22 protein-coding genes are annotated in these 25,831 nt (G+C 63.9%); 7 read left to right on the top strand and 15 right to left on the bottom strand.

Annotated elements, in window-relative coordinates; translation table 11 throughout:
• Nucleotides 1-9: 9 nt before the first annotated feature.
• Together WT97_RS04215 and WT97_RS04220 are read left to right on the top strand one after the other, a co-directional pair.
• Nucleotides 10-3,570, top strand: a complete 3,561-nt coding sequence (locus WT97_RS04215) for an amino acid adenylation domain-containing protein (RefSeq protein ID WP_060352932.1) — start codon at nt 10-12, stop codon at nt 3,568-3,570.
• 55 nt (nt 3,571-3,625) lie between these two features.
• Nucleotides 3,626-4,114, top strand: a complete 489-nt coding sequence (locus tag WT97_RS04220) for an SRPBCC family protein (protein ID WP_006479988.1) — start codon at nt 3,626-3,628, stop codon at nt 4,112-4,114.
• Nucleotides 4,115-4,142: 28 nt separating this feature from the next.
• On the opposite strand, the gene WT97_RS04225 is transcribed toward WT97_RS04220, so the two are convergent.
• On the bottom strand, nt 4,143-5,129 hold the full coding sequence (locus WT97_RS04225; RefSeq protein WP_060352933.1) for a LysR family transcriptional regulator: 987 nt from the start codon (nt 5,127-5,129) through the stop codon (nt 4,143-4,145).
• A 119-nt stretch (nt 5,130-5,248) separates the two neighbouring features.
• On the bottom strand, nt 5,249-6,022 hold the full coding sequence (locus tag WT97_RS04230) for a helix-turn-helix domain-containing protein (protein WP_060352934.1): 774 nt from the start codon (nt 6,020-6,022) through the stop codon (nt 5,249-5,251).
• A gap of 175 nt (nt 6,023-6,197) precedes the next feature.
• On the opposite strand from WT97_RS04230, the gene WT97_RS04235 reads away from it, so the two are divergent.
• The 3 genes from WT97_RS04235 to WT97_RS04245 are packed head-to-tail and all read left to right on the top strand — an operon-like array spanning nt 6,198 to nt 10,389.
• Nucleotides 6,198-7,625: an efflux transporter outer membrane subunit gene (locus WT97_RS04235; protein ID WP_257128462.1), complete on the top strand. Its 1,428-nt coding sequence runs from the start codon at nt 6,198-6,200 to the stop codon at nt 7,623-7,625.
• Nucleotides 7,626-7,684: 59 nt separating this feature from the next.
• Nucleotides 7,685-8,809, top strand: coding sequence for an HlyD family secretion protein (locus tag WT97_RS04240; protein ID WP_060352936.1), 1,125 nt, complete (start codon nt 7,685-7,687; stop codon nt 8,807-8,809).
• Nucleotides 8,806-10,389, top strand: coding sequence for a DHA2 family efflux MFS transporter permease subunit (locus tag WT97_RS04245; protein ID WP_060352937.1), 1,584 nt, complete (start codon nt 8,806-8,808; stop codon nt 10,387-10,389). Before WT97_RS04240 ends, WT97_RS04245 begins: the two co-directional genes overlap by 4 nt.
• A gap of 403 nt (nt 10,390-10,792) precedes the next feature.
• Here WT97_RS04245 and WT97_RS32135 read toward each other — a convergent pair whose 3' ends face one another.
• Entirely contained in the window at nt 10,793-11,095 is a 303-nt protein-coding gene (locus WT97_RS32135; protein ID WP_082751321.1) for an H-NS histone family protein, read from the bottom strand.
• A 495-nt stretch (nt 11,096-11,590) separates the two neighbouring features.
• On the opposite strand from WT97_RS32135, the gene WT97_RS32140 reads away from it, so the two are divergent.
• The gene (locus tag WT97_RS32140; protein ID WP_082751322.1) at nt 11,591-12,157 is read left to right on the top strand and encodes a hypothetical protein; all 567 of its coding nucleotides are present in this window, start codon (nt 11,591-11,593) and stop codon (nt 12,155-12,157) included.
• A 106-nt stretch (nt 12,158-12,263) separates the two neighbouring features.
• Here the strand turns inward: WT97_RS32140 and WT97_RS32145 are convergent, their stop codons facing one another.
• The 12 genes from WT97_RS32145 to WT97_RS04300 form a co-directional block, all read right to left on the bottom strand.
• Nucleotides 12,264-12,932, bottom strand: a complete 669-nt coding sequence (locus WT97_RS32145; RefSeq protein WP_082751323.1) for an acyl-homoserine-lactone synthase — start codon at nt 12,930-12,932, stop codon at nt 12,264-12,266.
• 253 nt (nt 12,933-13,185) lie between these two features.
• Nucleotides 13,186-14,001: an autoinducer binding domain-containing protein gene (locus tag WT97_RS04255; RefSeq protein ID WP_082751324.1), complete on the bottom strand. Its 816-nt coding sequence runs from the start codon at nt 13,999-14,001 to the stop codon at nt 13,186-13,188.
• A gap of 254 nt (nt 14,002-14,255) precedes the next feature.
• Entirely contained in the window at nt 14,256-15,185 is a 930-nt protein-coding gene (locus WT97_RS04260) for a 3-oxoacyl-ACP synthase (RefSeq protein ID WP_060352939.1), read from the bottom strand.
• Nucleotides 15,182-16,228 (bottom strand): hypothetical protein, encoded by a 1,047-nt coding sequence (locus tag WT97_RS04265; protein WP_082751325.1) that lies wholly within the window; start codon nt 16,226-16,228, stop codon nt 15,182-15,184. Before WT97_RS04265 ends, WT97_RS04260 begins: the two co-directional genes overlap by 4 nt.
• An 11-nt stretch (nt 16,229-16,239) precedes the next feature.
• Entirely contained in the window at nt 16,240-16,812 is a 573-nt protein-coding gene (locus WT97_RS04270) for a GNAT family N-acetyltransferase (protein WP_060353068.1), read from the bottom strand.
• 2 nt (nt 16,813-16,814) lie between these two features.
• Entirely contained in the window at nt 16,815-17,924 is a 1,110-nt protein-coding gene (locus WT97_RS04275) for an acyl-CoA dehydrogenase family protein (RefSeq protein ID WP_060352941.1), read from the bottom strand.
• A gap of 22 nt (nt 17,925-17,946) precedes the next feature.
• A complete protein-coding gene (locus tag WT97_RS04280; RefSeq protein WP_060352942.1) occupies nt 17,947-19,155 on the bottom strand; it encodes a pyridoxal-dependent decarboxylase, exosortase A system-associated in 1,209 nt (402 codons plus the stop codon).
• Nucleotides 19,152-20,765: an acyl-CoA ligase (AMP-forming), exosortase A system-associated gene (locus WT97_RS04285; protein WP_060352943.1), complete on the bottom strand. Its 1,614-nt coding sequence runs from the start codon at nt 20,763-20,765 to the stop codon at nt 19,152-19,154. The genes WT97_RS04280 and WT97_RS04285 overlap by 4 nt, the downstream gene beginning before the upstream one ends.
• 38 nt (nt 20,766-20,803) lie before the next feature.
• Nucleotides 20,804-21,736: a 3-oxoacyl-[acyl-carrier-protein] synthase III C-terminal domain-containing protein gene (locus WT97_RS04290; protein ID WP_060352944.1), complete on the bottom strand. Its 933-nt coding sequence runs from the start codon at nt 21,734-21,736 to the stop codon at nt 20,804-20,806.
• Complete coding sequence (locus WT97_RS32150) at nt 21,733-22,629, bottom strand: 3-oxoacyl-[acyl-carrier-protein] synthase III C-terminal domain-containing protein (protein WP_179949746.1); 897 nt, start codon at nt 22,627-22,629, stop codon at nt 21,733-21,735. The genes WT97_RS04290 and WT97_RS32150 overlap by 4 nt, the downstream gene beginning before the upstream one ends.
• Nucleotides 22,630-22,750: 121 nt before the next feature.
• Nucleotides 22,751-23,029 carry an acyl carrier protein gene (locus tag WT97_RS04295; RefSeq protein WP_060352945.1) on the bottom strand — a complete coding sequence of 93 codons (279 nt, stop codon included), beginning with the start codon at nt 23,027-23,029 and terminating at the stop codon, nt 22,751-22,753.
• Nucleotides 23,030-23,066: 37 nt separating this feature from the next.
• Nucleotides 23,067-24,323 (bottom strand): acyl-CoA dehydrogenase family protein, encoded by a 1,257-nt coding sequence (locus tag WT97_RS04300; protein ID WP_060352946.1) that lies wholly within the window; start codon nt 24,321-24,323, stop codon nt 23,067-23,069.
• A 240-nt stretch (nt 24,324-24,563) separates the two neighbouring features.
• Here WT97_RS04300 and WT97_RS04305 point away from each other — a divergent pair, with 240 nt between their 5' ends.
• On the top strand, nt 24,564-25,397 hold the full coding sequence (locus WT97_RS04305; RefSeq protein WP_060353069.1) for a FadR/GntR family transcriptional regulator: 834 nt from the start codon (nt 24,564-24,566) through the stop codon (nt 25,395-25,397).
• Nucleotides 25,398-25,831: the final 434 nt, after the last annotated feature.

Raw genomic sequence — 25,831 nt, forward strand, 5'->3', positions numbered from 1 at the left:
GTCACGTCGATGAAAGCGATCATCATTGCGATCGGCGGCCAGACCCGCCTCGCTGCGCGGCTGGCGGCTGAACTCGAGGCGACCGGCCATACCCTGTGCATCGCCGACGGACGCGACGGCCCGTTGCGTGACGCGGCCGATGCGCTGCTGTTGCCGGCTCCGGCACCCGATACGTTGCGCAACGCGGCCGAGTGGTCGATTGTCTGCGGCGCGCCCGACCCTGCCGTGCATTGCGCGCACGCACGGCCGCTGCAGTGCGAGATCGTCGCCGATGCGTTTCCGCCGCGCGAGGTACGCGTCGCGTGGCTCACGGATGCGGCGCCGGGCGACACGCGCGTGCTGGCCGACGCGACGCTCGCGTTCGGCACGGTGCTCAACGGCGCCGATCTCGCGGACGAGATCGCCGCGTGCGCGGTCGATCTGATGCACGAAGTCGCGAGTGCAATCGCACGCGAGCTAAGCGACCCGCACGACGCGCCGCGCGCGACACCGCCCGGGCCGGCCGACATTCTGATCGATCTCGAACGGCTGGCCGGCTGGCACGCATCGAACGACACGGCCGCTGCGTGGCCGTGCGAGCCGTCGCTGCCGGAACTCGTCTCGCGTGCGGCGGCCGCAGTGCCGGACGCCTGCGCGCTCGTCGCGGCCGACGGTCGGTTGACCTATCGTGAGCTGCTCGCGCGTGCCCGCCGTGTCGCCGCGCGTATCGCTGCTTGGCCTGCCGCGCCACGCGTGGTCGCCGTGCGGCTCGACAAGGGCGTCGCGCTGTATCCGGCGATCGTCGGCGTGCTGGGCGCTGGCGCGACTTGCGTGCCGCTCGATCCGGCGTTTCCGCCCGAGCGTGCCCGCACGATCCTGCGCGAATCGGGCGCGCAGGCGCTCGTCGTCGGTGGTGCGGTCGAGCCGGTGCTGCTCGACGGGCTCGATCTCGACGTAATCGACTGCGGCACCCTCGCGGAAGCAGACGCTGCGCCCGATGCGCTGGCTGGCCAGTGGCCGCTCGAACGGGATGCCGACCGCGATGCGCGCTGCGCGGTCGCGATCTACACGTCGGGTTCGACCGGCGTGCCGAAGGGCGTGATGCTGTCGCACCGGAACATCGTGCATTTCTGCCACTGGTATCGCGCGCACGTGTCGCTCGATGCGTCCTCGCGGGTGCTGCAGTTCTCGACGGTCGCATTCGATGCGTCGCTGCTCGACATGTTTCCGACCTGGCTCGCCGGTGCGACGTTGGTCGCGCCGAGCGAAGCGCAGCGCCGCGAACTCGACGCGCTCGCGGCGCTCGTCGCCGATGCTCGCATCACGCATGCCTTCCTGCCGCCCGCGCTGCTCGCGGCGTTGCCGGATTGCGACTGGCCCGCGCTCGCGCATCTCGTCACGGGCGGCGACGTGTGCGATCCCGACACGATCGCGCGCTGGAGCGCGAACCGGCGGCTGCATAACATCTACGGGCCGACCGAATGCACGGTGCTCGCGACGACGGGCGAACTGCGCGCCGGCGACAGCAATCGGCGCATCGGCCGGCCGATCGCGAACGCGCGCTGCCATGTGCTCGCGGCTGACGGCCGTCCGGCGCTCACCGGCGAGGAGGGCGAGCTGTGCATCGCCGGCGCGGGCGTCGGCCTTGGCTATCTCGGCCAGCCCGACCTGAGCGCCGAGCGCTTCGTCGCCGATCCGTACGGTGCGCCGGGCGCCACGATGTACCGGACGGGCGACATCGCCAGCTGGGAGCCGGACGGCACGCTGCGCTACGTAGGCCGCCGCGACGCGCAACTGAAGATTCGCGGCTTTCGCGTCGAGCCGGGCGAGATCGAGACGGCCGCACTGGCGGCGGGGCTGTACCGCCAGTGCGCGGTGGTGCCCGACGAGCGCAAGCGCATTCGGCTGTTTGCCGCGAAGCCGGTCGACGCGACGGCGACGCCCGACGCGCTGCGCGCAGTGCTGGCCGCCACGCTGCCCGATTACATGGTGCCGTACGACATCACGGCGCTCGACGTACTGCCCGCGACGCCGAACGGCAAGATCGACCGCGCGGCGCTGGCACGCCTGCCGGTATCGCGTGCGGCAAGCGACACGCGCGGTGCACCGCGCGGCGCGCTGGAGACGCGTCTTGCCGCGTTGTGGGCGACGCTGCTCGAACTCGCGCCGGAAGAGATCGGCCGCGACGCGTCGTTCTTCGAACTGGGCGGCCATTCGCTGCTGGTGTCGCGGCTGATGCTGGCGATCAAGCGCGAGCTGGGCGGCAACGCGGCGCTCGCGCGTTTCATGGAACGGCCGACGGTCTCCGCGCTCGCGGCACTGCTGAGCGATGAGTCGGTCGAGCGCGGCGCGAACGTGCCGGCTCGCGTGCACGACGATCGCCGCTTGCCCGACGACGTGCGACTGCCGGCCGGCCAGCCGGCGGGCGACGGGCCCGGCGCGGTGCTGTTGACCGGCGCGAACGGCTTTCTGGGCAGCTTCATCCTCAGCGAGCTGATCAGCGGCACGAACCAGATCGTCTATTGCGTTGTGCGCGGCGACGACGATGCGAGCGCGCGCCGGCGACTCGACGAAGCGGCGTTCGTCAACGGGCTTGGCCATCTGTGCGGACATCCACGTGTGCGGGTGCTGCGCGGCGATCTCGGCGCGCAGCACCTCGGGCTGTCGGACGCGCAGTGGCAGACGCTCGCGGCTGAGGTCGGCGCGATTTATCACAACGGCGCACACGTGAACCATGTGTACGACTACCCGTACCTGCACGCGGAGAACGTCGGCTCGACACTCGAGCTGCTCCGCCTGTGCTGCAGCGGCCGCCGCAAGGCGCTGCATTTCGTATCGACGCTATCCGCGGCGAGCGCGACGGGCCCGACGGGCCGCCTGATCGAGGCGGCCCCGTCGGAGGCCGGCCCTGCCTTTGTCAACAACGGCTACAACCTGACGAAGTGGGTGTCCGAGCATCTCGTTGCCGAAGCGGCTGTGCGCGGGATCGATACGACGATCCTGCGGCCTGGCAACATCACGGGCCATTCGCGCACGGGGCTGTGCCAGCCGGGACGCAACCGGATCCTGCTGCTGCTCAAGGGCGCGGTGCAGCTCGGCTGCGCGCCGCTCGCGAGCGAGGGCGGCCTGTTCGACCTGAGTCCGGTCGACTACCTGGCGCGGGCGATTGTCGCGTGCACGCTCGACGGTGTGCGTACCGAGCGCGTGTTCCATCTGCACAACCCGCGCCCGCTCGACTGGGCCGGTTATCTGCGCGCGCTCGCACGCCGCGGCTATCCGTTGCGTTTCGAGCCGCCCGACGTGTGGCGCGAGCGGCTGTTGTCGATCGACGAATCGAATGCGCTGTTCGATGTCGTCGCCTTCTATCTCGACGACCGGCAGGACGATATCGGCGACATGGCCGTCATCGACCACACGCGCACCGAGGCGACGCTGCGCCGGCTCGGCGTTGCGTATCCGGACAAGGATGATGCGTTGCTCGATGCGCATTTCGGCTATCTCGCCGAATGCGGCTTCATGCCGCCGCCGGCCGAGCCGTCGCGGCGCGCGAACGACGCCCGCCGCGACGCCGAGCCCGAACCCGCGTGGTGAAGACGTACCCCGTTTGATCAATCGCTGTCATCGCATCATTCATCAAGGAGGCATCATGCTGCAACGTACTGCAACGCAACCCCGTCCGTCCACGCTCGTCTACGCGCCGCAAACGCCGATCCTGTCCGGCTCGGCCGATCTCGACGTGCCGGCGCGTGACGCGTGGCGCGTGGTCGGCGATTTCGCCGGCTTCTCGCGCTTCATCACGGGGCTCGACCATACCGACATGATCGGCGAAGGCGTGCGCTCGCTGCGCATCAAGCATTTCGCGGACGGCAACGTCGTCGTCGAACAGCTCAACAGCCACGACGACGAAGCGATGGTGATGACGTGGAGCCTGATCCATACGTCGTTCGACATCGGCAATCTATGGGCGCTGATGCGCGTCGAGCCGCGCGGCGACCAGGCCTGCACGGTGACGTGGGACATTGCCGGCGAACCGTCGCACGGCGGCGCCGCGCGCCAGCCGGAATTCGACGCGTTCGTCACCGGCTTCCTCGACATGGCGATGACGAACCTGCGCGCGCTGTTCAAGCCGCAGTAACCGTGCATCGCCCGTCGGCGCCGTGCCGCTATGCGGCGGCGCCGGCCCACGCGCCGGCCTTGCCCGGCGCGTGGTTTTTTTTCCTGACCGATGGTGCGCACGTGTCGTCGTGCATCTGTGCGAATGCATCGCGCAGCGCGGCCTTCATGAAGTCGACCCACGCGCGCGTCTTCGCATCGAGATGCTGACGTGACGCGTACACCAGGAACACGCCGATTTCTTCCGCCTGGTAGTGGGGCAGCACACGCACCAGCGCGCCCGAGCGCAAGTCTGCCGCGGCGACGAAGTCCGGCAGCAAGCCGATCCCCGCGCCTTCGCGCACCGCGATCGCGAGCGACGCGGCGACGTCGGCCGTCATCGACGGATCGACGTCCACCGTCTGTGCTTCCGCGCCATTCCACAGCGTCCAGATGCGCTCGTGATACGCAGGCGCAACCAGCTGTACGCAGCGATGGTGAACCAGCGCGCCGGGCGAATCGGGCGTGCCGTGTGCATCGAGATACGCGGGCGATGCGCACAGCACGCTACGGATGCGGCCGACGTCGATTGCGACCTGTTCGGAACTCGGCAGGCTCGGCATCGCGATTACCGCGACGTCGTAGCTGTCGCGCACCAGTTTCGGCAAGTGCGGCGCGAGCGTCAGGTCGACGCTGACGTCCGGGTAGCGCGCCTGGAATTGCCCGATCCGCGGAATCACGAAATGGTTCGCGATGCTGGCGCTGCAATGCACGCGCAGCCGGCCGTGCGGATGCACGCGCGCGTCGCGCGCCTCCCGCTCGCTCGCATCGACGGCCAGCGTGATGTCGCGGGCGCGCGCCAGATAGCGCTCGCCCGCTTCGGTCAGGCACATCGAACGCGTCGTGCGGTTCAGCAACCGGATGCCGAGACGCTGCTCGAGCGACGCGACGAGCCGGCTGACGTGTGCGGTCGTGATGCCGAGCCGTTTGCCGGTCTCGGTGAAGGTGCCCGCGTCCGCGAGCGTGACGAACGCCTGCATGCATTGAATCAGATCCATCGGGATAACGAAACCTCCGGCTGGCCAGGTGGCAATGTCGCTACTGTAGCGACGGCCGCGGCACGCCGCGCGCGTGCATCAGCGATCGATCGTCGCAAAACGGACAATCGACGGACGGGTCAGCGTCGTCGGAAGTATTCGCTCGGCGCGACGCCGAGCGCCTTGCGGAACATCGCCGCGAACGCGCTGGGGCTGTCGTAGCCGTGTTCGAGCGCGAGTTCGAGGATCGGCGTGCCGGCGGCGAGGCGCGGCAGGCTCAGCAGCAGCCGCGCGTGGCGGCACCACGCGCCGTGCGTCATGCCCGTCTCGCGTTTGAATGCACGGGCGAGCGTGCGTTCGTTCATGTGTGCGTCGCGCGCCCACGCCTGGAGCGTAACGACCGACGACGGGTCGTTGATGAGCCGCGTGCACAGCGCGACGAGCGCGGGATGGCGCGGCATCGGCACGTGTAGCGACAGTGGCGGCGCGATTTCGATCTCGTCCAGGATCAGTGCAAGCACGCGACCCGCGCGATGCGACAGATCGTAGTCGGCGGGCAGGTCGCAGGCCGTTACGATCAGTTCGCGCAGCAGCGTGCCGACTTCGATCACGCGGCATTCGGTCGGCAGGCTCGGCCGCACTTCCGGGCCGACGAACACGGTGCGCATCTGCACGTCGCCGGCCGAGCGGATCTCATGCTGCGTGCCGCCCGGCACCCATACCGCGCGGCCCGTGGGCACGACCCAGCTACCCGCGTCCGCGTGCACGATCATCACGCCGGAAATCGCGTGGATCAGCTGACCCTGGCGGTGCGAATGCGGCGGGTACGCCGTGCCCGCCGGCGAGTCGGATGCGACGACCGCGATCTGCTTGTCGCGCGCCTGACGCTCGAGTGCGACGAAGAAGTTTTCCAATTGATCTGTGTGTCCTTTTCTCGACGACGAATGCGCTTTACGCGCGAGATCGACCACTCAGGTCGAAATTACCATAAGCCCATCGTTTGTTCGACCTCCTTGCCACCCGATGCGCGTTCCGTCCACTCCGTCCGCTTCGCCCGTTTCTCCCGCCGTCGAGACACGCTTGCCGCGCGTGCGGCGCGCCACCTGTGCGGCCGTGCTGCTGGCATCGGCCGCGCTGGCCGCGTGTTCGGTCGGCGAGCCGTACCGGCCGCCCGTGTCCGACGCGGCGCGCACCGGGCCGTTCGACGCGGTGGCCGACGTGCCGGCCGCGGCGGCGGGCGAGCCGCCGCAACGCTGGTGGCGCCTCTACGACGACCCCGTGCTCGACGGCCTCGTGCGCGATGCGCTCGCGCAGAACCGCGATCTCGCGGTGGCCGTGGCGCGGGTCGAACGCGCGCGTGCCGTGTTCGACGAGGCCGGCGCCGCGCGGATGCCCGATACGACGGCCGGGTTCGGCGTCGATTACGGCAAGCACGCGCCCGACCAGATCGTCGCGGCGGCCAAGGACACCGATGCGCATACGCGCTGGGGCTTCGCGCCGTCGTTTTCGCTGTCGTGGGAAGTCGATCTGTGGGGCCGCGTGCGTCATCTGGTCGATGCCGCGCGCGCGGATGCGGACGCGGTGCAGGCCGCGTCGGACGCGATGCGCGTGGTGGTGGCCGCCGAGACGACGGCCGCGTATGCGCAAGTGTGCGCGTATGGCGAGCGAATCGACGTGGCCCAGCAGTCGGTCGGGATCGCGGACCGGCTGGCCGCGCTGACGGCGAAGCAGCGCGCGCACGGGCTCGTGTCCGATCTCGAAGTGGCGCGGTCACGCGCGTTCGCCGACGACACGCGCGCCGATCTGCCCGCGCTCGTCGGCTCGCGCCGCGCCGCGCTGTACGAACTCGCGGTGCTGACCGGGCGTGCGCCCGGCGCGTTGCCCGACGCCGTCGCGCATTGCCGTACCGCGCCGGTGCTCGCCCGGCCGTTCCCGGTCGGCGACGGCGCGTCGCTGCTGCGCCGCCGTCCCGACCTGCGTGAAAGCGAGCGTCAGCTGGCCGCCGCGAATGCGCGAATCGGCGTGGCGACGGCCGAGCTGTATCCGTCGATTTCGCTCGGCGGCTCGGTCAACTGGCTGTCGACCGGCGGCGATCCGTCGACGCTCGGTGACAAGTACGCGATCGCCTGGGGCGTCGGCCCGCTGATCACGTGGCGCTTTCCGAACATGGCGGCGAGCCGCGCGCGGCTCGCGCAGGCACGCGCCGACGACACGCTCGCTCGTGCCCAGTTCGATGCGCAGGTGCTGCGCGCGCTGAAGGAAACCGAGCAGGCGCTGGCTCGTTACGGCGCCGCGTGGCGCCGCCGCGCCGCGCTCGAAACCGCGCGCGCCGAGCATGCGCGCGCCTATCGCCTCGCCGAGCTGAACTACGAGGCCGGCGCACTCGATTTCCTCGGCGTGCTCGATGCGCAGCGCAGCCTCGTCGCGGTCGATTCGGCGCTGGCCGAGTCGACGCAGCAGGTCTCGCTCGACCAGGTCGCCGTGTTCAAGGCGCTCGGAGGCGGCTGGCAACCATAGCCGGCCGCGTTCGCAGCATCCCTGCCCGTTCTCTTGCACGCCAACCCATCATTTCGATCATGAGCACGACTGCCGTACCCGAAAAAGCCAAATCCGCCCGGTTCTCCCGGCGCCAACTGATCGCCGCGGGCGTCGTGCTCGCCGTCATCGCACTCGCCGTGTTCGGCTGGCACTGGTGGACCGTCGGCCGTTTCATCGAGGGCACCGACGACGCGTATGTGCGCGCCGACGTCGTGACCGTCAGCTCGCGCGTGTCGGGTTACGTCACGCAGGTCGCCGTCGACGATAACCAGCCGGTCAAGCGCGGCGACGTGCTCGTGCGGCTCGACGATAGCGACTATCGCGCGAAGGTCGACGATGCGCAGGCCGCCGTCGCGGCGGCCGAGGCGACGCTGCAGGCCGAGCAGGCCGCGGCCGCGACGCTCGACGCCCAGATCGGCCAGCAGCGCAGCCAGATCGCGCAGGCCGACGCCGATGCCACCGCCGCGCGTGCCGAAGCCGCGCGGCGTGATGCCGATGCAACGCGCTACAAGCAACTGCTGGCCGAATCCGCCGCGAGCGGACAGCGCTGGGAGCAGGCCCATGCGGATGCGCTGAAGGCGCGCGCCGAGCTGGCCCGTGCCGGCGCGGCCGTGCGCGTGCAAACCGACCAGCAGACCGTGTTGCAGCGCCGTCGCGAACAAAGCACGGCGGCGATTGCGCAGGCGCGTGCGCGGCTCGCAGCCGCCCAGGCGAAGCTGGCGCTCGCACAGCTCGATCTCGACCACACGGTGATCCGGGCGACGCGCGACGGCAGCGTCGGCCAGCGCGCGGTGCGGGCGGGCCAGTACGTCGAAGTCGGGATGCCGTTGCTTGCGGTGGTGCCGCTGAGCGACGTGTATGTGGTCGCGAATTTCAAGGAAACGCAGTTGGGCGCGATGCACGACGGCCAGCCCGTCGAGATCGACGTCGACACCTATTCGGGCCGCACGCTGCACGGCCGTGTGATTGGCCTCGCGCCGGGCTCCGGCGCGCAGTTCGCGCTGCTGCCGCCCGACAACGCGACGGGAAACTTCACGAAGATCGTGCAGCGCATTCCGGTCAAGATCCGTGTCGATGCGCCGCCGACCGGCGTCGTGCTGCGGCCCGGCATGTCGGTGATCGCGCGCGTCGACACGCGCGGCACGCAGGGGGCCGGCTCGTGAGCGCGACGACCGTGCAGGCCGAGCACGAAGACACTGTTTCGCTGCGCGCGTGGGTCGCGGTGCTCGGCGGCGTGTTCGGCTGCTTCATGGCCGGCATGAACGTGCACGTGACCAATGCGTCGCTGCCCGACATTCGCGGCTCGCTCGGCGCGAGCTTCGAGGAAGGCTCGTGGATTACCACTGCATACCTGGTCGCCGAGATCGTCGTGATTCCGCTCACTGGCTGGCTCGTGCAGGTGTTTTCCGCGCGACGTGTGCTGTTGGTTGGCGCCACCGGCTTTCTCGCGTTTTCGCTCGCGTGCTCGGTCGCGCCGAGCATCTCGACGATGATCGTCGCGCGGGCGTTGCAGGGGGCGTTCGGCGGCGTGCTGATTCCGCTGTCGTTCCAGCTGATCGTCACGGAGTTGCCTCCATCGAAACATCCGCTCGGGATGGCGCTGTTCGCGATCGCGAATAACGTCGCGCAGGCGGCGGGCCCGTCGGTCGGCGGCTGGCTGACCGACATGTATTCGTGGCGCTGGATCTTCTATCTGCAGATTCCGCCGGCGATCGCGCTAGTTGCGGCAATCGGCTGGGCGATCCGGCCCGTACCCGTGCAGCTCGGGATGCTCAGGCGTGCCGACTGGTTCGGCATCGCGACGATGGCGGTGGGCTTGAGCGCGCTACAGATCGTGCTGGAGGAGGGTGGTCGCAAGGATTGGTTCGCGTCGGACATGATCGTCGAGCTATCGATCGTCGCGGGGCTCGGGTTGGCCGCGTTCGTCGCGATCGAGCTGCGACGCAAGGAGCCGTTCATCAACCTGCGGCTGCTCGGCCAGTACAACTTCGGGATCGCGAGCCTGATGCAGTTCCTGTTCGGCGCGGTGGTGTTCGGCGTGGTGTTTCTCGTGCCGAACTACTTTGCCGAGCTGCACGGCTACAGCGCGCGCGACATCGGTCTCGCGATGATTCCGTACGGACTCGTGCAGTTCGCGATGTCGTTCCTGACACCGCCCTTGATGCGCCGCACGAGCCCGCGTACGACGATCGTGCTCGGCTTCGTGCTGGTCGCCGCGGGCTGCCTGATGAACATCCACCTCGACGCCGATGCGGCGTCGAACGTGATCGTCCCGTCGTTGATCGTGCGCGGGATCGGGCAGTCGTTCGTCGTGATCGCGCTGGCCGTGATGGCCGTCGACGGGATCGAGAAGGCGCAGCTTGGCTCCGCGTCGGGCGTGTTCAACATGGTCCGTAACGTGGGCGGCGCGATCGGCATCGCAGTGATGAGCCAGATCGTCGTCGAGCGACAGAAACTGCACGCGATGCGCATCGGCGAGGCGGTCACGCCGTTTTCCGAAGCGTTCCAGGAACGCATGGCGATGCTCGCGCGGTTGCTTGCCCGCGTGCATGCGCCGCGCGCGGACGTGCTGCCCGGCGGGTCGATCTCCGGTGTGCACGAGCTGGCACTCGGGTTCGTCAACCAGCGCGTGATGCGCGAGGCGCTGCTCATGGCATACAGCGATACGTTCTTGATCGCAGGAATCGCGATGATCGGGTGTACGGCAGCTGCGTTCATACTCAAGGGCAAGAAGCAGGCATGACGCGACGGATGGGACATGTCGAAGGCGGTCGTTCGCGCTTCCACTGGATCGGCCCGTACGGTTAGCTCCGTGTAGCTTGCCGCGCTTTCAATTTACGACACACGGCGTCTGAGAAGCAATGCGGGTCCAACATGTCAAACGTAGCGCTACTCATTGTCGCGTGGCGATGCCAATCTCGTTGGGTGTCGTCGGCAGTTGTTCTCGGCTGGCATCGTGCGGGTATCGCGTGTTTTTCCGCGCGCTAAATCAATGAGCGTCGTGCGGGCCGCATAGCTGCGCGGCGGGCACGCCGAGGGCACGTGAGGCATCGCGGTAAGACGACGACATCGCGCATTGCATGTAACGAACGCGTCTGATACGGCCCGCGAGCACGGTATTTCGCGCCGCGGGCCATCTAGCGTGCTTACTCCTGCTCGATCAGGAACCGCTCACGCCTTTTACCCTTAATCCAGCCCGGTTCGCGTCCGCGACCGCTCCACGTCGCGCCTGTCTTTGGATCACGATATTTGGGTGACACGCTGCTTTGAGCTGTACGTGTGCCAGATGCCGCCCGGCGACGCCCAAAGACTTGCTCAGGCGTTATTCCATATTCGGCCACGCGGGCGCGCACTTCCTGCAGGACGGTTTCAAGCTCCGCTTGCCGTGCTTGCTCCGCTTGCTGCATCAGTCGTTCCGCTTGGGTTTTCAGCTCGAGATACGTTGCCATCGAAGTTCCTCCTGTCGGATGTACTGCGACTATAGACGGTAATGTCACACTCAAACACGTGAAGCGCGAGAAATACGATGTGGCTACATAAGTTTAAATTTCAATCGCCGACATGAATTCGCCGGTATCAGCCGGTGTTGCATGGAAAATTTACAACGTCATCGTAAAATATCTGCAAACAATTTCAATTTCAGAAATATCAAGCGAAATTTTGGTAATACGTTTTAAAGAACGATGTGTGATACGTGCGAATGACATTTTGTCACGAAGATCGAACGCCTCTATCCTCCCGAGTTTGGTAGTTGACGATCCGCGATACACGAACCAACAATGCCGTGGCAAGCACCCGACGTTCGATGGTGACTGCGATATGGACGGGCGGCAGTACAGTCAAATGGGCGTGTGACGCAAGCGGGCCGTCTCAAGCGAAATGGCTCGTGGTGAGCGAGTGCCGACCCGAATCGAGAATGTTCGCATTCAGGTTGAGGTAAATCCATGGAGCAACGTGAGAATACGTGTCAATCCGATGAGAAGGTGGCGTGCACGCTGCCGACTGACGAATGCGCGGTGTTGCGCGAGCGACTACGGCTTGCGGAACTGGAAATCGGTCGGTTGCAAAACTGCCTGGGGCTCAAGACCCAGGAGCTTGACAGGTTGACTCGGGTCATCGTCAATTTCTCGATCGTTCATTGTGATGTTGAGACAAGGTTGCAGCGTGAACTCGACGCGGCGCGCACAGGCGTGTGCGGAAACGTAATATCGAATTCCAACGCCTTCGTCAATGTTGATTCGTCGGATAGTCTCATCACTGTAAAGCTGCCTTATATAACGAGTATTCTGTCCGTGTTGTTCGATAGCATGTTCGAATTCTGGGCTGACTGCGATCCTCAGCGCCTGCCCAAATCCTCTGCTGTCGCGCATGCGATCGATGCGCGCCTGGGGCTGGCCGCTCAAACTAACGGTGAAGCTTCTCGCAGCGGTCAGGCATACGCGTCGGCAATTCGCCCCGATTGGGTCAAAGACGCGGATCGCCGACATCATCGTCACGGGCAGCGACACTGAGCCGACCACGGACTTGCGTTCCGGATGCAAAATTGCCGCGCGATTTAAGGCCGGCACGGAACACAACGCTCAACGGGTTTTGGTCACTTTGCGAACGGTTGTATGCTCAATGATCATGGGATGGGGTATGACCGGCCGAGCTCGCAAACAAGGCGACAGAGCCCGGGCTGAGCCAGGTCACATTGCGTAGCAACGCGCTGGTATCGCAGCCAAAACGCTCGAACGTCGAAGCGCTGAGATTGATGGCGCAGACGAGATAGTTCGCCGCATTCGCACGTTCGGCGATTGGCAGGGTTTCGAGTTCAAGCCCGGCGCGGCGGTAAAGGCGCGCTATCGCGTGAGAGAGCGCACCGATAATGCGCGTTGCACCTAATGAAGCTGCGATCGCGAGGACCGGTGGGAAGAACTGCATCCCGTTTGAGCGACCCATTGACCGAACGTGCCGGGTGCTGGCGGCAAACCGAGATAGCTCCCATACGGTGGGGGAGACGGGTAATACGCAATTCGGTGAAGGTGCGTGCAGCGTCTGGAGCAAATACGGTCTGGTCGTTTGCATCAGCCTCGCACAGCCGCAGACTTGTTCCATCGAGTCCAGTAACACGACGTGGATCGTATCTCCTTGGTCGAAGTGGTCCCACTCGGTGGTCTTGACGGCATCGGCATTGGGCAACTGCCAACCGAGACGCTTAACGAAGACTTTATATCGGAACTCGCCAAGGCCATGGCGTAACGTGGCGGGTATATCGACAAGCCTGCCTGCAAAGATCGATTGCACGGTTTTTCCCTCGCACTAAAGAAACCGTGTCACGCTAGCAAGCAGGCAGTCTGAACGGAACTAGTGATATAGGGAGGGTGTAGGTCGCAAAAGGCGCGTGCGGGTGCGCACACGGGAGTGCGAACGTTAGGTGTCGCTGCGATGTGTGTGCGCGAGACGCATCGAGTATTCCGACAGCGTAAGGCCGACAGCGTAAGGCATGCGCGAGAAGGCGCGTGAGATGATACGGCGCGCCGGGCAGATGAATTGCCGATCAGACTAGAATCAATCCGCGGGCGGCCGCATACACGGCCGCGGCGGTTCGGCTATTGATACGCAGGCTCCTCTTTGCCTCGTCGATGTGGTAGTCAACCGTATGGGGCGATATACCGAGAATGCCTGCAATCTCCCATGATGATTTGCCGCGCGCGACCCACGAAAGACATTCTTTTTGGCGCGGGGATAGCTTGGGCAAGGGGCTGACACAGCGCGGGCGGGCCAATCGATTCAGCTCTTGATGAAACAATGCGCTAATGAGGCTTGCGAGCCGCAAGCTGACCTCGGTCTTGATCTCCGGTGAGGGGCTTGCGAGATTGACGAGCAAGATGTTGCCATCGGGCTCGTGAATCGGGATGCTTACCCCATTGGCCAATCCGGCCTCGCGCGCTTCGTCGAGCACGCGCTGCTCGATGTGGTTTAACCCCGCTATATCGGTCCAGCGATAGGGTGTGGCGTGCACAAGTGCCATGCGATGAACGGGATCGACCGGACCATAGTCGTGCTTCGCATAGTGAAAAACCCAAGTATCGGGATAGCGTGCGCAAAGTGTGTCGACGGCCATCGCTACGCGCGAGCGAGCACGTGCGCGCGAGAGCCGGCTGACGGCAAAACGAGGAAACCCTAACGAAGCGGCCACGTCACCGAAGAGCTTCGCGAGTGACGAGAGATCCACGGTATCGAGAAAGGATGTGGCCAGTGGCGCCCATCGCGCAATCGCGTGTGAAGGTTGCAGCGCCGCGACGGGCGTGTTGCCCACGCTGCAGGGAAAGATCTGATCCACCGATGTCCCTCGCAGAAAATCGTCGCGCATCGGACTCGCGTGATGACCATGCGCGCAAAATTCAGGCTCAAACAACACAATGTTTGGCAATGGCGCTTGTTTTACTCGTGACGAATATATGCGTGTTGCCTGTCATTATTTTAGATGCTTGTGGGCCAATCGTGGGTATCAATATTTAATGTCGTGATACATCCACGAGCAACCAACCAGCACACAGGAACGGTATTCGCTATATCCGGACCTCAGGTTGCGCGCTTGCCCCTGGCCGCATTCGAACGGCGTGCCTAATGAATGAGTAGCGTTGCCGCGGAAAAGCCGCCTACACCCTGCGAGTAGAGCACGAGCGGGGTGCCTGGCGCGAGCGCATGGCAGTCGGCAAGGTTGATAAAGGGATCGCTCACCGTCACGTGTGCGATGCGCGAGAAGTTGCGAATAAAAAGACGCGCAAGTGGCAGACCGAGCGACTGGACGAGCCGCTGCCACGACGGCAGGTCGAGATGCGGCGGCAAGATGTGACACGCATCGGCTAGCGCGATCCGGGCATTGCTCGCGAGATGCGTGATGAGCTTTCTGGCGGCAAGCTGGTATTGGGCGACGAAATTCGGATCGGCCTGGTCGAGCATGCCGCGCCAACCTTGCCCGGTGGCATGCGTGGCTATCGCAACAAGGCGGTTGATATGGGCGTGGCGCTCAATCGTTGCGGCAAACGCCCCGTCGCCCAGGAGCGCGGAGGTACCCATGCGGCGCTCTGCCTCAATGGGCATCGTGTCTGCTCCGACGAGCAGCACGCGATTGAGCGAGCGGTGCGCGGCGAATAGCGCGCGCACAATTCGCAGCGCGCCGAGCGAGGACGCGCAGTGCTGTTGGGCAAACGAAAACGACTGCGCGCGGGTGAATCCAAATCGCTCGCATAGCGCGCGCGGCAGCGACTGCGGCGGTGGTGCGATGCTGCCTTGTAGCGTATGGGTGTACAGGAGATAGTCGATCGAGTCTGGTGCGATCGGCGCGGTGTGCAACAGCGACTCGACGGCTTTGATCGCAAGGCTTAGCGCACTTTGCTCATATGCCACGTGAAAATCGCATACACCTGATCGTTCGAGCTTTGCGATGATCGTGTCGGGCTGGCGCGTACGGCGGCCCCACGCCCGGACCGTGTCGACCCGCTCGGACAGATAGTATGCGACGTACGGAATACCGATTGACACGTCCGTCATCGATTGCTCCGACCGGGCTCACGCGAGATGGCGGGCGCACCGCGCGCGTCGAGCAGGGCGCAGCCCACGTAGCCGCACACGCTCATCCCCCATATCAGGACAGGACCGCGTGTAGGTAGTGTGTTGGCCTCCAGCCTCTCTGTCAGTTGGATGATTGGTTCTGCTGCACCGAGGTGCGCATCATGACAGCGCGCGTGGGCGCGCGCCTTCATGTCCAGATGATGCAATACGCGCTCGGTAGGTGCCGGATTGAGATCCTGTCCGATGCCAGTGACATCGCACGCCGCGAGCGCGTGTTGCGCGAGCATCGCATCAATGAGTTCCAGCACAGTCCGCTCCGAGGCGGAATCGAAATATGAGCGTTGGCCAAACGGGTGGCCGGGCCGCACCGGGCATTGACGCGCTTGTGCGTCCATCACGCGAAAGCCGCGCGTCGTTGCCGTGGCCCGCTCAAGCAAAGCGGCGGCTGCGGCATCCCCTTGCGCTGCTCCCTGCGCGGTCCATCGTGAAAACGGCGGTGTCCATTTTTCTGCGGCGACAATCAGCGCACACTGCACATCGGACTCAGCGACCATCAGGTCCCCGACGAGCTGCAAGGCGGAAAATAGCGAGACAGTATGCTGCTGGGAGATCGAAAACGCAAAGCATGGTCCTACCACGCTTGCCAGACGCCCCGCCGTTGTGGTCGATACGTGCTCATCGACGCTGCTGTGACAAAACACAATGATATCGATGGGGACAGCAGCCGGATGCCGGGTAGCGAGTATCTCCGTGGCCACGCGCACGGCGAGCCCCGATAGCTGCTCGTCGCGTTCAACGGGAATACGAAGCGGCCGTGCGTGGTGATCAATAACATCCTCGACGCAGGCCACCGGTGTATCGAATGCGCCGAAGTCAGCGCGCCAGGACTCGATCCAGGCATCCCAGCCGGTGCGAGTCGTGGTGTGTGACGCGGTGAGCGCAGCCTCTGTCGATCGCGGCGCGCGCGTGAGCCCCATGGCGGGCGGCACATAGGTACTGAGTGCTGTAATGATTGGCGACATCGTGGTGCGCGTCAGGCGAGATTGTCCGGGAGCAGATCGTAGAGTAGACGCCCCACGCGCTGGCCGGCGATGACATGGCAGTTGCGCTGCAGGCCGATCAGGCCAAAGCCCAGGCGTGTGAGTAGGCGTTGTGATCGTACATTCGTTTGAACGGCCCAGGCGCTGATGCAGTGCAGCCGATCCAGTTCGAAGCCGTCGCGCAGCACGCGCCGGGAAGCGTCGAACGTCATGTTCGCGCAAGCGGGGCGCAAAGGGTCACGCAGCACCCAGAACGAGCCCAAACCGAAGCGATGCGTGATATCGCTAATCGCCACCAGACCGCTCGGTTCGGCCGTTCCGAGCGAGCCAAATACGCGTATGCGGTGCCGCTCGCTTTGCACCATCGCCTGAACGGCGAGTGCGCTCAATCCTTGCCGACCCAGTCCGAAATCGAACCACTGCGCGATCTCCGGGCGTGCAAGCCAGCGCGTGATATCGCGAACGTCTTCTGAATTTGCATCGCGCAGCCAGCAACCAATCGACGATCTCGCGGCAACTCTGGAGGGTGAGTTGCAATGCCGGCGGGGGTGTTTCTCCTCGTTCATGGCTAGGCTCCCGGTACCGAGCGGGGTGAGCACAGACTATCGAGCTCGCCGAGCGCTGCATCGACTTGCCTGAGCAACATGGCAAACCAGTGACATGTTGTCAGGCGCGCAGCAGGCGCCAGTCCCTCGACATAGCCATGAGCGCCGCAGAACTGAACGAGCTCGTGCGTGAATTCGACAGATTCGGCTGCGACATGTCGGGCTAGCTGGCGCACCAGTGCCAATGATGTGCCGGGCTGGGCAAGCGCGAGCATGCGCACAAAGAGTTGCGTGCCTTGCACGGCAATAAGCATATCGGCCAAGCGCGTAGCGACACGTTGATGCATCACCAACGGTTTGCGAAATGCCTGCCGCTCTGCCCCGTAGCCCAGCGCAAACGTCACGCCATGCTGCATGGTGCCACTGAGCAGGGCTGACAAATAGAGCGCGGTGTTGGTAAGCCACGTCTGGGTCGGCGAGACGCCGTGCGCGTCAGGGCGCTCGAGCGTGACCAGCACAGCGGCGTACAAAGCGTCGTCGCAGCGCAACTGCTCAAGCGTGAGTGCGCCAAGGCAGGCGACGGGTTGCCGAGCGAGCCTGGATGGGGCACACGTCGATTCGACTAGGGTAATGCCAGGTGCAGCCGGCGCGGGAATCAATGTCCGCGCTGACGGGCTGGTGTGCTCACACAGGCGCCAAAGTGTGGCGGTGCGAAAATCGGGCACGGTAAGCGCAATCGGGCGCGTGCCGTCGAAGTATTCGCCGATTCGGGCGCAACCGAGCGACCGAAGCGCATCGTGCGCGCGCAGCGTCATGAGTGCAGGAATGCTTTGCGTCAATTGCACGACGCGCTCGATCGGCCCGCAGCCCAGCGCACCGAGAATGCAGGACAGATCGTGGTGGTCAATGGCCATGCCGCCGAGCTCCAGTGGCAAAATCATGGTACCCAGATCGAGTGCACCCGCTTGCTCGACGATTTCGTGCCAGGCCTTTTCCGACGGAGGTTGTGAGAGCAGCGGCTCAAGTTTTTCGCGAGCAAAACGTTGGCTTGCCGCGACGAGTGCGCGCTGATCCTCGGACAGGTGCCACGAGTGCGGCGCGAGGTCGGATAACGAAAAGTCGGGCTGGCGCATCGCAGTTCTCCGTGTACGGAATTCAGACGAGCATCTCGATTGCCTCGGGGTGGCCGAGAAAGTCCCTGGGACTTGCCGAGCGGGCGTAGGCGCCCGATTGCAGTACCACCACGAAGTCGCCAATTTGCGCGCGCGGGAGCAGCACATCGTCGGCGATGCGATCGAGCGGCGTGCACGAGCATCCGACGATGTGGCACCGCTCGACCGGTAGATCGTTGAGCCGATTGCCGAGCAGCACCGGGAAATTGCGGCGCAACACTTGTCCAAAATTGCCGGAGGCCGCTAGATGGTGATGCAGACCGCCATCGGTGACGAGGAAGGTGGTGCCGCGCGAGACTTTACGGTCAATAATGCGACATACGTAGATACCCGCTTCTCCAACCAAGTACCGCCCAAGCTCGAGGATGGGCACAGCCCCGGGCAACGCCCGTTGGAGCTGTGCGAGCCACGTATGCATGGGCTGGGTGACCGCATCCAGATCAAGCGGCTTATCGCCGTCGAAATAGGGGATACCGAGACCGCCGCCGAGATTCACATATCGGGGCGGTGTCGGTAAATCGCGGCCAAGCCTTATAACAAGCTCCGCGCTGTGTTGCTGCGCTTTGACGATGGTTGGTGCGTGCAAGCACTGAGATCCCCAAAAGATGTGAAAACCGGCCAATGTCACCTCGCGCGCGGCAAGTTCCTGCAGCAATGCCGGCACTTGTTCGACGTCGACGCCGAACTGGGCGGCACCCCCGCCCATGCGCATGCCGCTGTGGCCGACGTGGAAGTCCGGGTTCACGCGAAGGGTGACCTTCGGTTGCACGCCCAGTTCCCAACCGATCGCGGTCACCAGATGCAGTTGAGTGGCGGACTCGATATGAACGTTCACACCGTTGGCCACCGCGCGTCGCAACTCGTCGCGCGCCTTACCCGGCCCCGCAAAGCCGATTTGATCGGGCGGTGTGCCTGCGTTAAGCGCCAGCGCCATCTCCGCGGCGGATGCGACATCAAACCCATCGACGCGGGTTGCCAGATGATGCACGAGCGCCGGCATCGGGTTAGCCTTGACGGAGTAATGCAAATGGACCGAAGCCGGAAGCTTTGCGCGCAACAGGCGCACACGGGCGTCGATCGCTGCGCGCGCGTAGGCAAAAAAAGGCGTCGATCCGGCACAGTGAGCCAGGCGGGCGACGTCGATGCCTTCCGCTGGAAAGGCGCTGCTACGGTTGATCAACGACGCACTCATACGGACCTCGCTTGGTCTTGAGCTATGGATTGGGCGAGCGCATTTCGCAGTGCTGGGCGGTCAAACTTGCCGTTAGCGTTACGCGGCACGTCGGTTCGCACGACGATGCGCTTCGGCACCATGTAGCTCGGCAAATGTTGCGTGCACCATGCCATGAGTGTTTGCGGGACAAAGGGTTTTGCCGCCGGCACGACAACGAGCGCTATAGCTTCGCCCAGCGCATCATCGGGCACGCCCACGGCGACCGCTTCGGTCACCAGTTCGCTGCGATGCACGGTCTCTTCGATTTCCTCTGGGCTGATACGGTAGCCCGAGCTTTTGATTTGCGCATCGTTGCGCGCAATGAAGTAAAGAAAGCCCTCTTCATCGCGTCGTACGAGGTCCCCCGACCACACGGCAGTGTCCGGTATGGCTCCTCCCGGCTTGGCTTCGGGCGAGGGCCGATAGCGCTCGGCCGTTCGAGCCGGATCGTTCCAGTAGCCCATTGTCACGCACGCGCCTACATGGACGAGCTCGCCCGTCTCGCCGGGAGCACAGGGTGTGCCGTCCGGACGCACGACTAGGATTCGCGCGTTGGGCACGGCCTTGCCGATCGAGTCAGGGCGACGGTCGACTTCGGACGGATCGAGATAGGTGGAGCGGAATGCCTCGGTCAACCCGTACATCAAATAAGGTTTTGCCTGGGGAAAGAGTGTGCGCAGGCGGTGCAATATCGGAACGGGTAGTCGGCCGCCGGTATTGGCGAAATAGCGCAGTGTGGTGCGAGCCGCGTGCGGCCAGCTCGCGCGCGTCAATTGCATCCACAGCGGCGGCACAGCCGTGAGGGCGGTGATACGTTCTCTCGTGCAGGCGTCGATTACGTCTTGTGGGCTGAGATAATTGACGAGGACAACGGCGGCGCCGGCCGCCCACGCGGATGTGAGCTGACTGAGACCCGCATCGAAGCTGAGCGGCAGCGCCGCGAGAATGCGGTCGCAGCTTGTATGCTGCAGATAATGGGCGACGCTCCACGCACCCTCGAGCAGATTGCGATGACTGAGCATCACGCCTTTGGGCAAGCCGGTAGAGCCCGATGTGTACAGAATAGCTGCCAGGTCTGTGTCGATTGCCGTTTCTGCTACGGGTCCGGTGTCGCTCGGCGGGCCGAAAGCGTGAGCACTGACGCACGCACCCCAGCTGTGAACGCAGTCATTCCCGTGGGGCGCATGCTCGGTCACATCGATTGAGTCGATCAGGATCGTATGTGGCACGCCACACAACCCGTTTTCGGCGAGCAGGCGCGCGCGCAATGCGCTCGTAACTAGGCAGCTCGCGCCGCAGTCACGCAGAATATGGGCGACCTGCTGGGGCTTCAGAAGCGGATTGATGGGAACGAACACACATTGGGCGGCGGCCGCACCAAGCAGCGAGACGACCGTTTCGATGCGCTTGTCCAGGAAGATGCCGACTCGTGAGCCCGGCACAAGTCCTATCGAGACGAGGCCACGGCCGAGTGTGTTAGCGCGCGTTGCCAGTTCCTGGTAGCTCAGACTGGTGCTCGCGAAGACGATTGCTGGCGAATCGGGCGCATGCCGCGCAGCGGTGAGTACGAGATCGAGTATGTTTCGCATGGTGGACCATTGGTGTCTGGTTGATGAGTCGACGCGTGTCAGTGATGAATCACCATGGCGCCGAAGCAACCGGCAAGGCCGCTGGAAAAAAGCAAGGACCACTCGTCGGCTTGTGCGCGACAAGTCTGAAAATTGATGAACGGGTCCGCTCCGAATACGTGGCCAAGCGCGGCGAAGTTCGGCACGAATAGTCGCGTTTGCGGAATGTCGAGCATCGTCATCAATCGCGTCCATCCCGGTAGATTCACGTGGTGCGGCAACACGTGAGCGATATCGCCCGTCGTGATGCCGGCTCGTCGGATCGCTGCGCGCATGGTTGTGAACGCGGACCAGTAATACCGATCGTCAGCGATAGGCTGCAAGCTCTCATCAGTGCCGCGCGAAAAGCGCGCGTCGGTATACAAGTGCAAACCGCTGATGATGTTGCGTTGCGCGCAGCGCTCGAGCAGCAAGGCGCACGCTCCGTCACTATGCAATGCGAGGTCATGGATTGCGCGCAACCGATCGCACCCGGAGCCGATGACGTCGGCGCATACGACGATTGCACGTTCGAGTGAGGGCTCTCGTGCGGCAAGCGTGAGCAGGACGCGAATAGCTGCCATCGGCGACACGCACTGCTGCTGCGTGATGGAGAACGTCAACGCGCGAGTGAGTCCAGCGCGGCGCTGAATGTAATGAGCACTACCGGCGGGCGGCGCGAGTACGCTCGTTTGGATCGTATGTGTATAGACGAGTGCATCAATTGCCGACCCCGGGGTTGAGGTGTCGCGTAATAGCGTCGTGACAGCACGTGCGGCGAGGCTGATGGGCGACTCGCCCGCGGCATCATAAAATTGCGTGGCGCCATGAGCGCGCAAAGCGATAACGCGCGAAGCAGGCAGACCACAGCGCGATGCCCACTGCTGCACGTTGACGATGCGCTCCGGAAGGCTGTGAGCGACGCCTGAAATCGAGAAAGGGTGCGCTCTCATGATTGCACACCCCGGAATTCGAGGATCGCGCAGGCACTTTGGCCTTGAAATCCCGTGGACCACACAAGCACACGCTGACCGTCACGTGGCGAAATCACACCGAGCAGGTCATCAAGGCGTGCCGGTGTCTGTGCCGCACATAGATGGCTTTGATGGCCGTCGCCCATGCTTCTGATGCGCTCAGGGGCCAGTTGACATTGGGCACAGACGGCGCGAATGATGGCACTGTCGGCTGTAGGCGGAAGAATCCAGTCGATTTGCGCGGCACGAAGTGCGGCGCGTGACAATGACTTGTTAATCGCCCCGACTAGTGTGGTCGAATTGAGGCTTGTATTTACGGTTTCCTCACAACTCAGTTGCGTACCGGGCGTACAGATCGAAAGACCGCGGACACGCCATCCTGGCATGGAGCTGCGAGCGATCAGCACGGCAGCAGCGCCGTCTACAAGCGAGATCCGCGGGCTGACCTGCCGGGACAAGGCGCGATGCCAACACTCGGCCGCGACAATCAGAACGGTGTTCAGTGTGTTGTCCGTGTCCATCATCGCAAGCGCCACGTCCACCGCGGTCAGAAACGACACATCCTGGAGTTGCCCGATCGCGAAGGGCGCGCGGCTGGAGCCGAGTTCGCTATGCAAGCGTCCTGCGCAGGACAAGGCCAAATCATGTTCGAAGCTTGTCGTGCAAACGATGATCTGGTCAGGGCCAGGTTGCGTTGGTGCATTGGGATAGATCATGCGCGCCACGCGTAGCGCCATGTCCGACAGCGACAAATTCGTTTCGGTTGCGATTCGATTGTCTGGCCGAAAGGTGGCGTCGGTCATCGAGCAGTTGTCGCCGCATGGCGCGCATTGAGCGCGCCACCGCAGCGTATCGGCGTAGAGCGCGTGCATGACAATGTCGAGCGCGCTCGGTTGTGCGGACGAGACCGTCTCGGCTACCGCGCGGTCTGCGTGACACCGAAGCGGCACGTATTGCGCGGTGGCAACGATTCGAGGCTCGGCGCTCGTGGAGTCAGCTCGATGAAACATGGGAAGCGACGAACCCGACGAGATTGTCGAACCGTATAAATAGGTCGCTGGACAGATCTTCGGGGTCCAGAACAAATCCGAAGCGTTGCTCGAGCTTGAGCAGAAGATCGGTCATGTTCATGGAATCGACACCCAGATCGAACAGATTCGTATCGTCGTTGATGAGGTCGGCGCTCAGATGGGTGCCCAGCACTGATAGCAGGCAAGTTTTGACCGAGGCGGGGATATCGCCGTGACGACTTGATTCGAGACGAGAGCTCATGAAAGTCTCCTGTAACGGTTCTAAGACGAAATCATGCTCACGTGCATGCGGGGCGATGCACGGACGCACTGGGTTGGATCGTCTCCCACGGCGGGCGTGACGCACGCTGGGCGGCTCGAGCAATCATCAGGCGTTGCATGTCTCCGGTACCTTCCATGATGTCGAACGCTTTGGCATCTCGGCAGCTTTGCTCCAGCGACGGGAAACTGGCGATGCCGTCCAGACCAACGAGCGTGAGGGCCGTACGAGTGACGTGCGCGATCATGCGCGCGGCGTACGCCTTTGCGATCGAAGCATGCATGGCGCTTGTGCTGCCTTGGTCTGCGTGCCATGCAGCGTGATGGCAGAGCAGATAAGCTGTCGTGATATGCCGGTCGAGCTCCAAAAGACTCGCTCGTACGTTGCTCGCGCCGCAGTGCAGATTGACGGGACGTGCGCCTGCTTCGAGATAGGTGGCGAGGTCATCGCGTACGCGTCGACAGGCGCCGATCATTACGGCGGACAGAAGCGGCCGAAAATAGTCCCACGACTGTTGTGCGCCTGAGAACGCATCGCTAAGCGGCGTCTCATGGTCGTGCGTGAGCCGGGCGTCGTCTGGCACCTCGCAGTCGGTATAGGACAGCACAGCCAGTTGGGTCACGCGCAAGCCGACCATGCGTTCGATGCGCGTCACCGCGAAACCCGGAGTGTCGTGTTGGACGCGAAACGCCCTGATACCGAAGCGGCCCGCGTTTCGATTGATCGTTGCAAACGTGATAACGGTGTCAGCACGTGCACCATTGGTGATGAAGCACTTGGTTCCGTTAAGGACCCAGCCATGAGCCGTCTTGCGTGCCGACGTGCGCATGGCTGTCGCGTCGGATCCGCAGTCGGGCTCGGTGATCGCGAATGCGCCCCAGCGTGGCGTATCGCTTTGAAAGTGCGCGAAGAATGTCGCCTGCTGCTTACGGTTGGCAAGCGCAAGAACCGGCGGCATTGCCAGTCCCGGGCCAGGAAGCGCGAGCGCAAGCGCCGCATCCGCGTACCCAAGGTGCTCCATTAGCATGACGCGCGAGACGAGCGATTGGGCCTGCGGGCATCCGCCGTACTCCTGCGGCACGAGGTTCAGGTTTAGCGCCCGTACCGCATCGGATTGCCAGAATGCATTAGGGATTTGCCCGGTGCGATCGGCTGCCTCACGATGCGTGCGCATCTGCGAAGTAAGCCGGTCGAGGTCCAGGCCAAACGCCGCGAGGCTTGCCTTGAGCGCCGATACAGTGGAAGGTTGTTGCGATTCTAGCGATGAGTTGGGCATATGCGATCTTCCCGGATGGCGCACTGGCGCCGAGCAGTTGAGCTGCATGGGGACCGCCCTTACGCCATATCCATACAGCTTGATCTGCAGCGTAGGCATTCTCGGCGATGCCCGCTACCTCCCAAGGTTGGGAGGGTATGGACGGCTGGCAGCGACGCCTGATTCTCGCCAGGCGATTTGCGGATGTCCGATAATGGCGCCGTTAGGAAATGCCGAAGACTAACCACGGACTTGATGGACATGGCAGGACGACAACGGACAACGCGCAAGATACAGTCGGTGCAGCCGGACAGGCGCGGCCCGCGCACGACCAAGCGTGGTGATCAGGTAGCCGATTCGATCAAAGGGTGGATCAACGACGGTCGGGCCCGGCCGGGCAAGCGTCTGAGTAAGGAGGCCGAGCTGCAGCAAATGTTCAACGTCAGTCGTGGCTCGATGCGCGATGCGCTCAAGGCGCTGGAGGTACAGGGGCTTGTTAGCTTGAGTACTGGGCCCGAGGGCGGAGCGACAATTACTCGTGTGCCGCTCGCGCGGGCGTTCCAGTCGCTGCAGAACTATCTGTTTTTTGAACAGACCACGCTGGAGGACATTTATGCGGTGAGGCGCACGCTTGAGCCCATGGTGGCCGCGGGCGCAGTGGCGTATTTGACGGATGCCGATTTCGAATCACTCGAGCGCAGCATTTCAGTGTGTGAACCATTCGTGGTCGGTCACGAGCAAGCGCTTGATCAACGTTGCGAGGACATTCATTTTCACGACGTGCTTGCTGCCGCGCATCCCAACGCGTTTTTGCGTTGCCTTTGCCAGATCATCAACCAGATGCTGCACTCACTGGTGATCGTGGCAGGGAACGTCACGCAGCGGGACTATCAAGCGTTTGGGCGGACGACTGTCGCCGCACATCGCGCGATCTTGGATGCCGCAAGGCGGCGTGATGCGCAGGCCGTCGAGCGATTGATGCTCGCGCATATGGACGAGGCCGAGGCGCAGTTGCGCAAGGTGCGTGCGGCGCTGAGGCAAAAGCTCGTGCTGGATTCCGAGCTTGATTTGCATGTGGATCGCGACGTGTGCTGACGTGGTTTGGCGCGGTGGTCAGGGAATGGAGGCTTGGATTGCTGCCGCTCGATTTCGCTTGCACCGAGTTACAAGGCGCTACGGCGAAGATTGGAATATTCATTATAATAAATATCCGAAAGGGGAGGCTTGGCCGAAGCGCGCTGCTCGCACGCGAGCCCTATTTTCTACGTATTCTTCGGGTAAACATCAGCGTCACGCGGATTGACAGCACTGTATCTGCCTCTTAGATTCCCTGACAATAAATTGGCTGGCTGAGCGCAAACGGCGCGCGGAAGGCTACCGTTCGGCGCGTCAATACACGCTCACGGGGCTCCCTGAATCCCGCCATGAGATGGCTTGGGATGGGCGTGGCGCAGAGGATGAATGGGGAAGATTTGGTTGCGGGCTCCCGTCGGGAGCGGCTCATGATGTTTTCATGAGCTCTGAGCGGC

It is taken from the genome of Burkholderia sp. MSMB1459WGS (genome assembly GCF_001534535.1).
Lineage (GTDB): Bacteria > Pseudomonadota > Gammaproteobacteria > Burkholderiales > Burkholderiaceae > Burkholderia.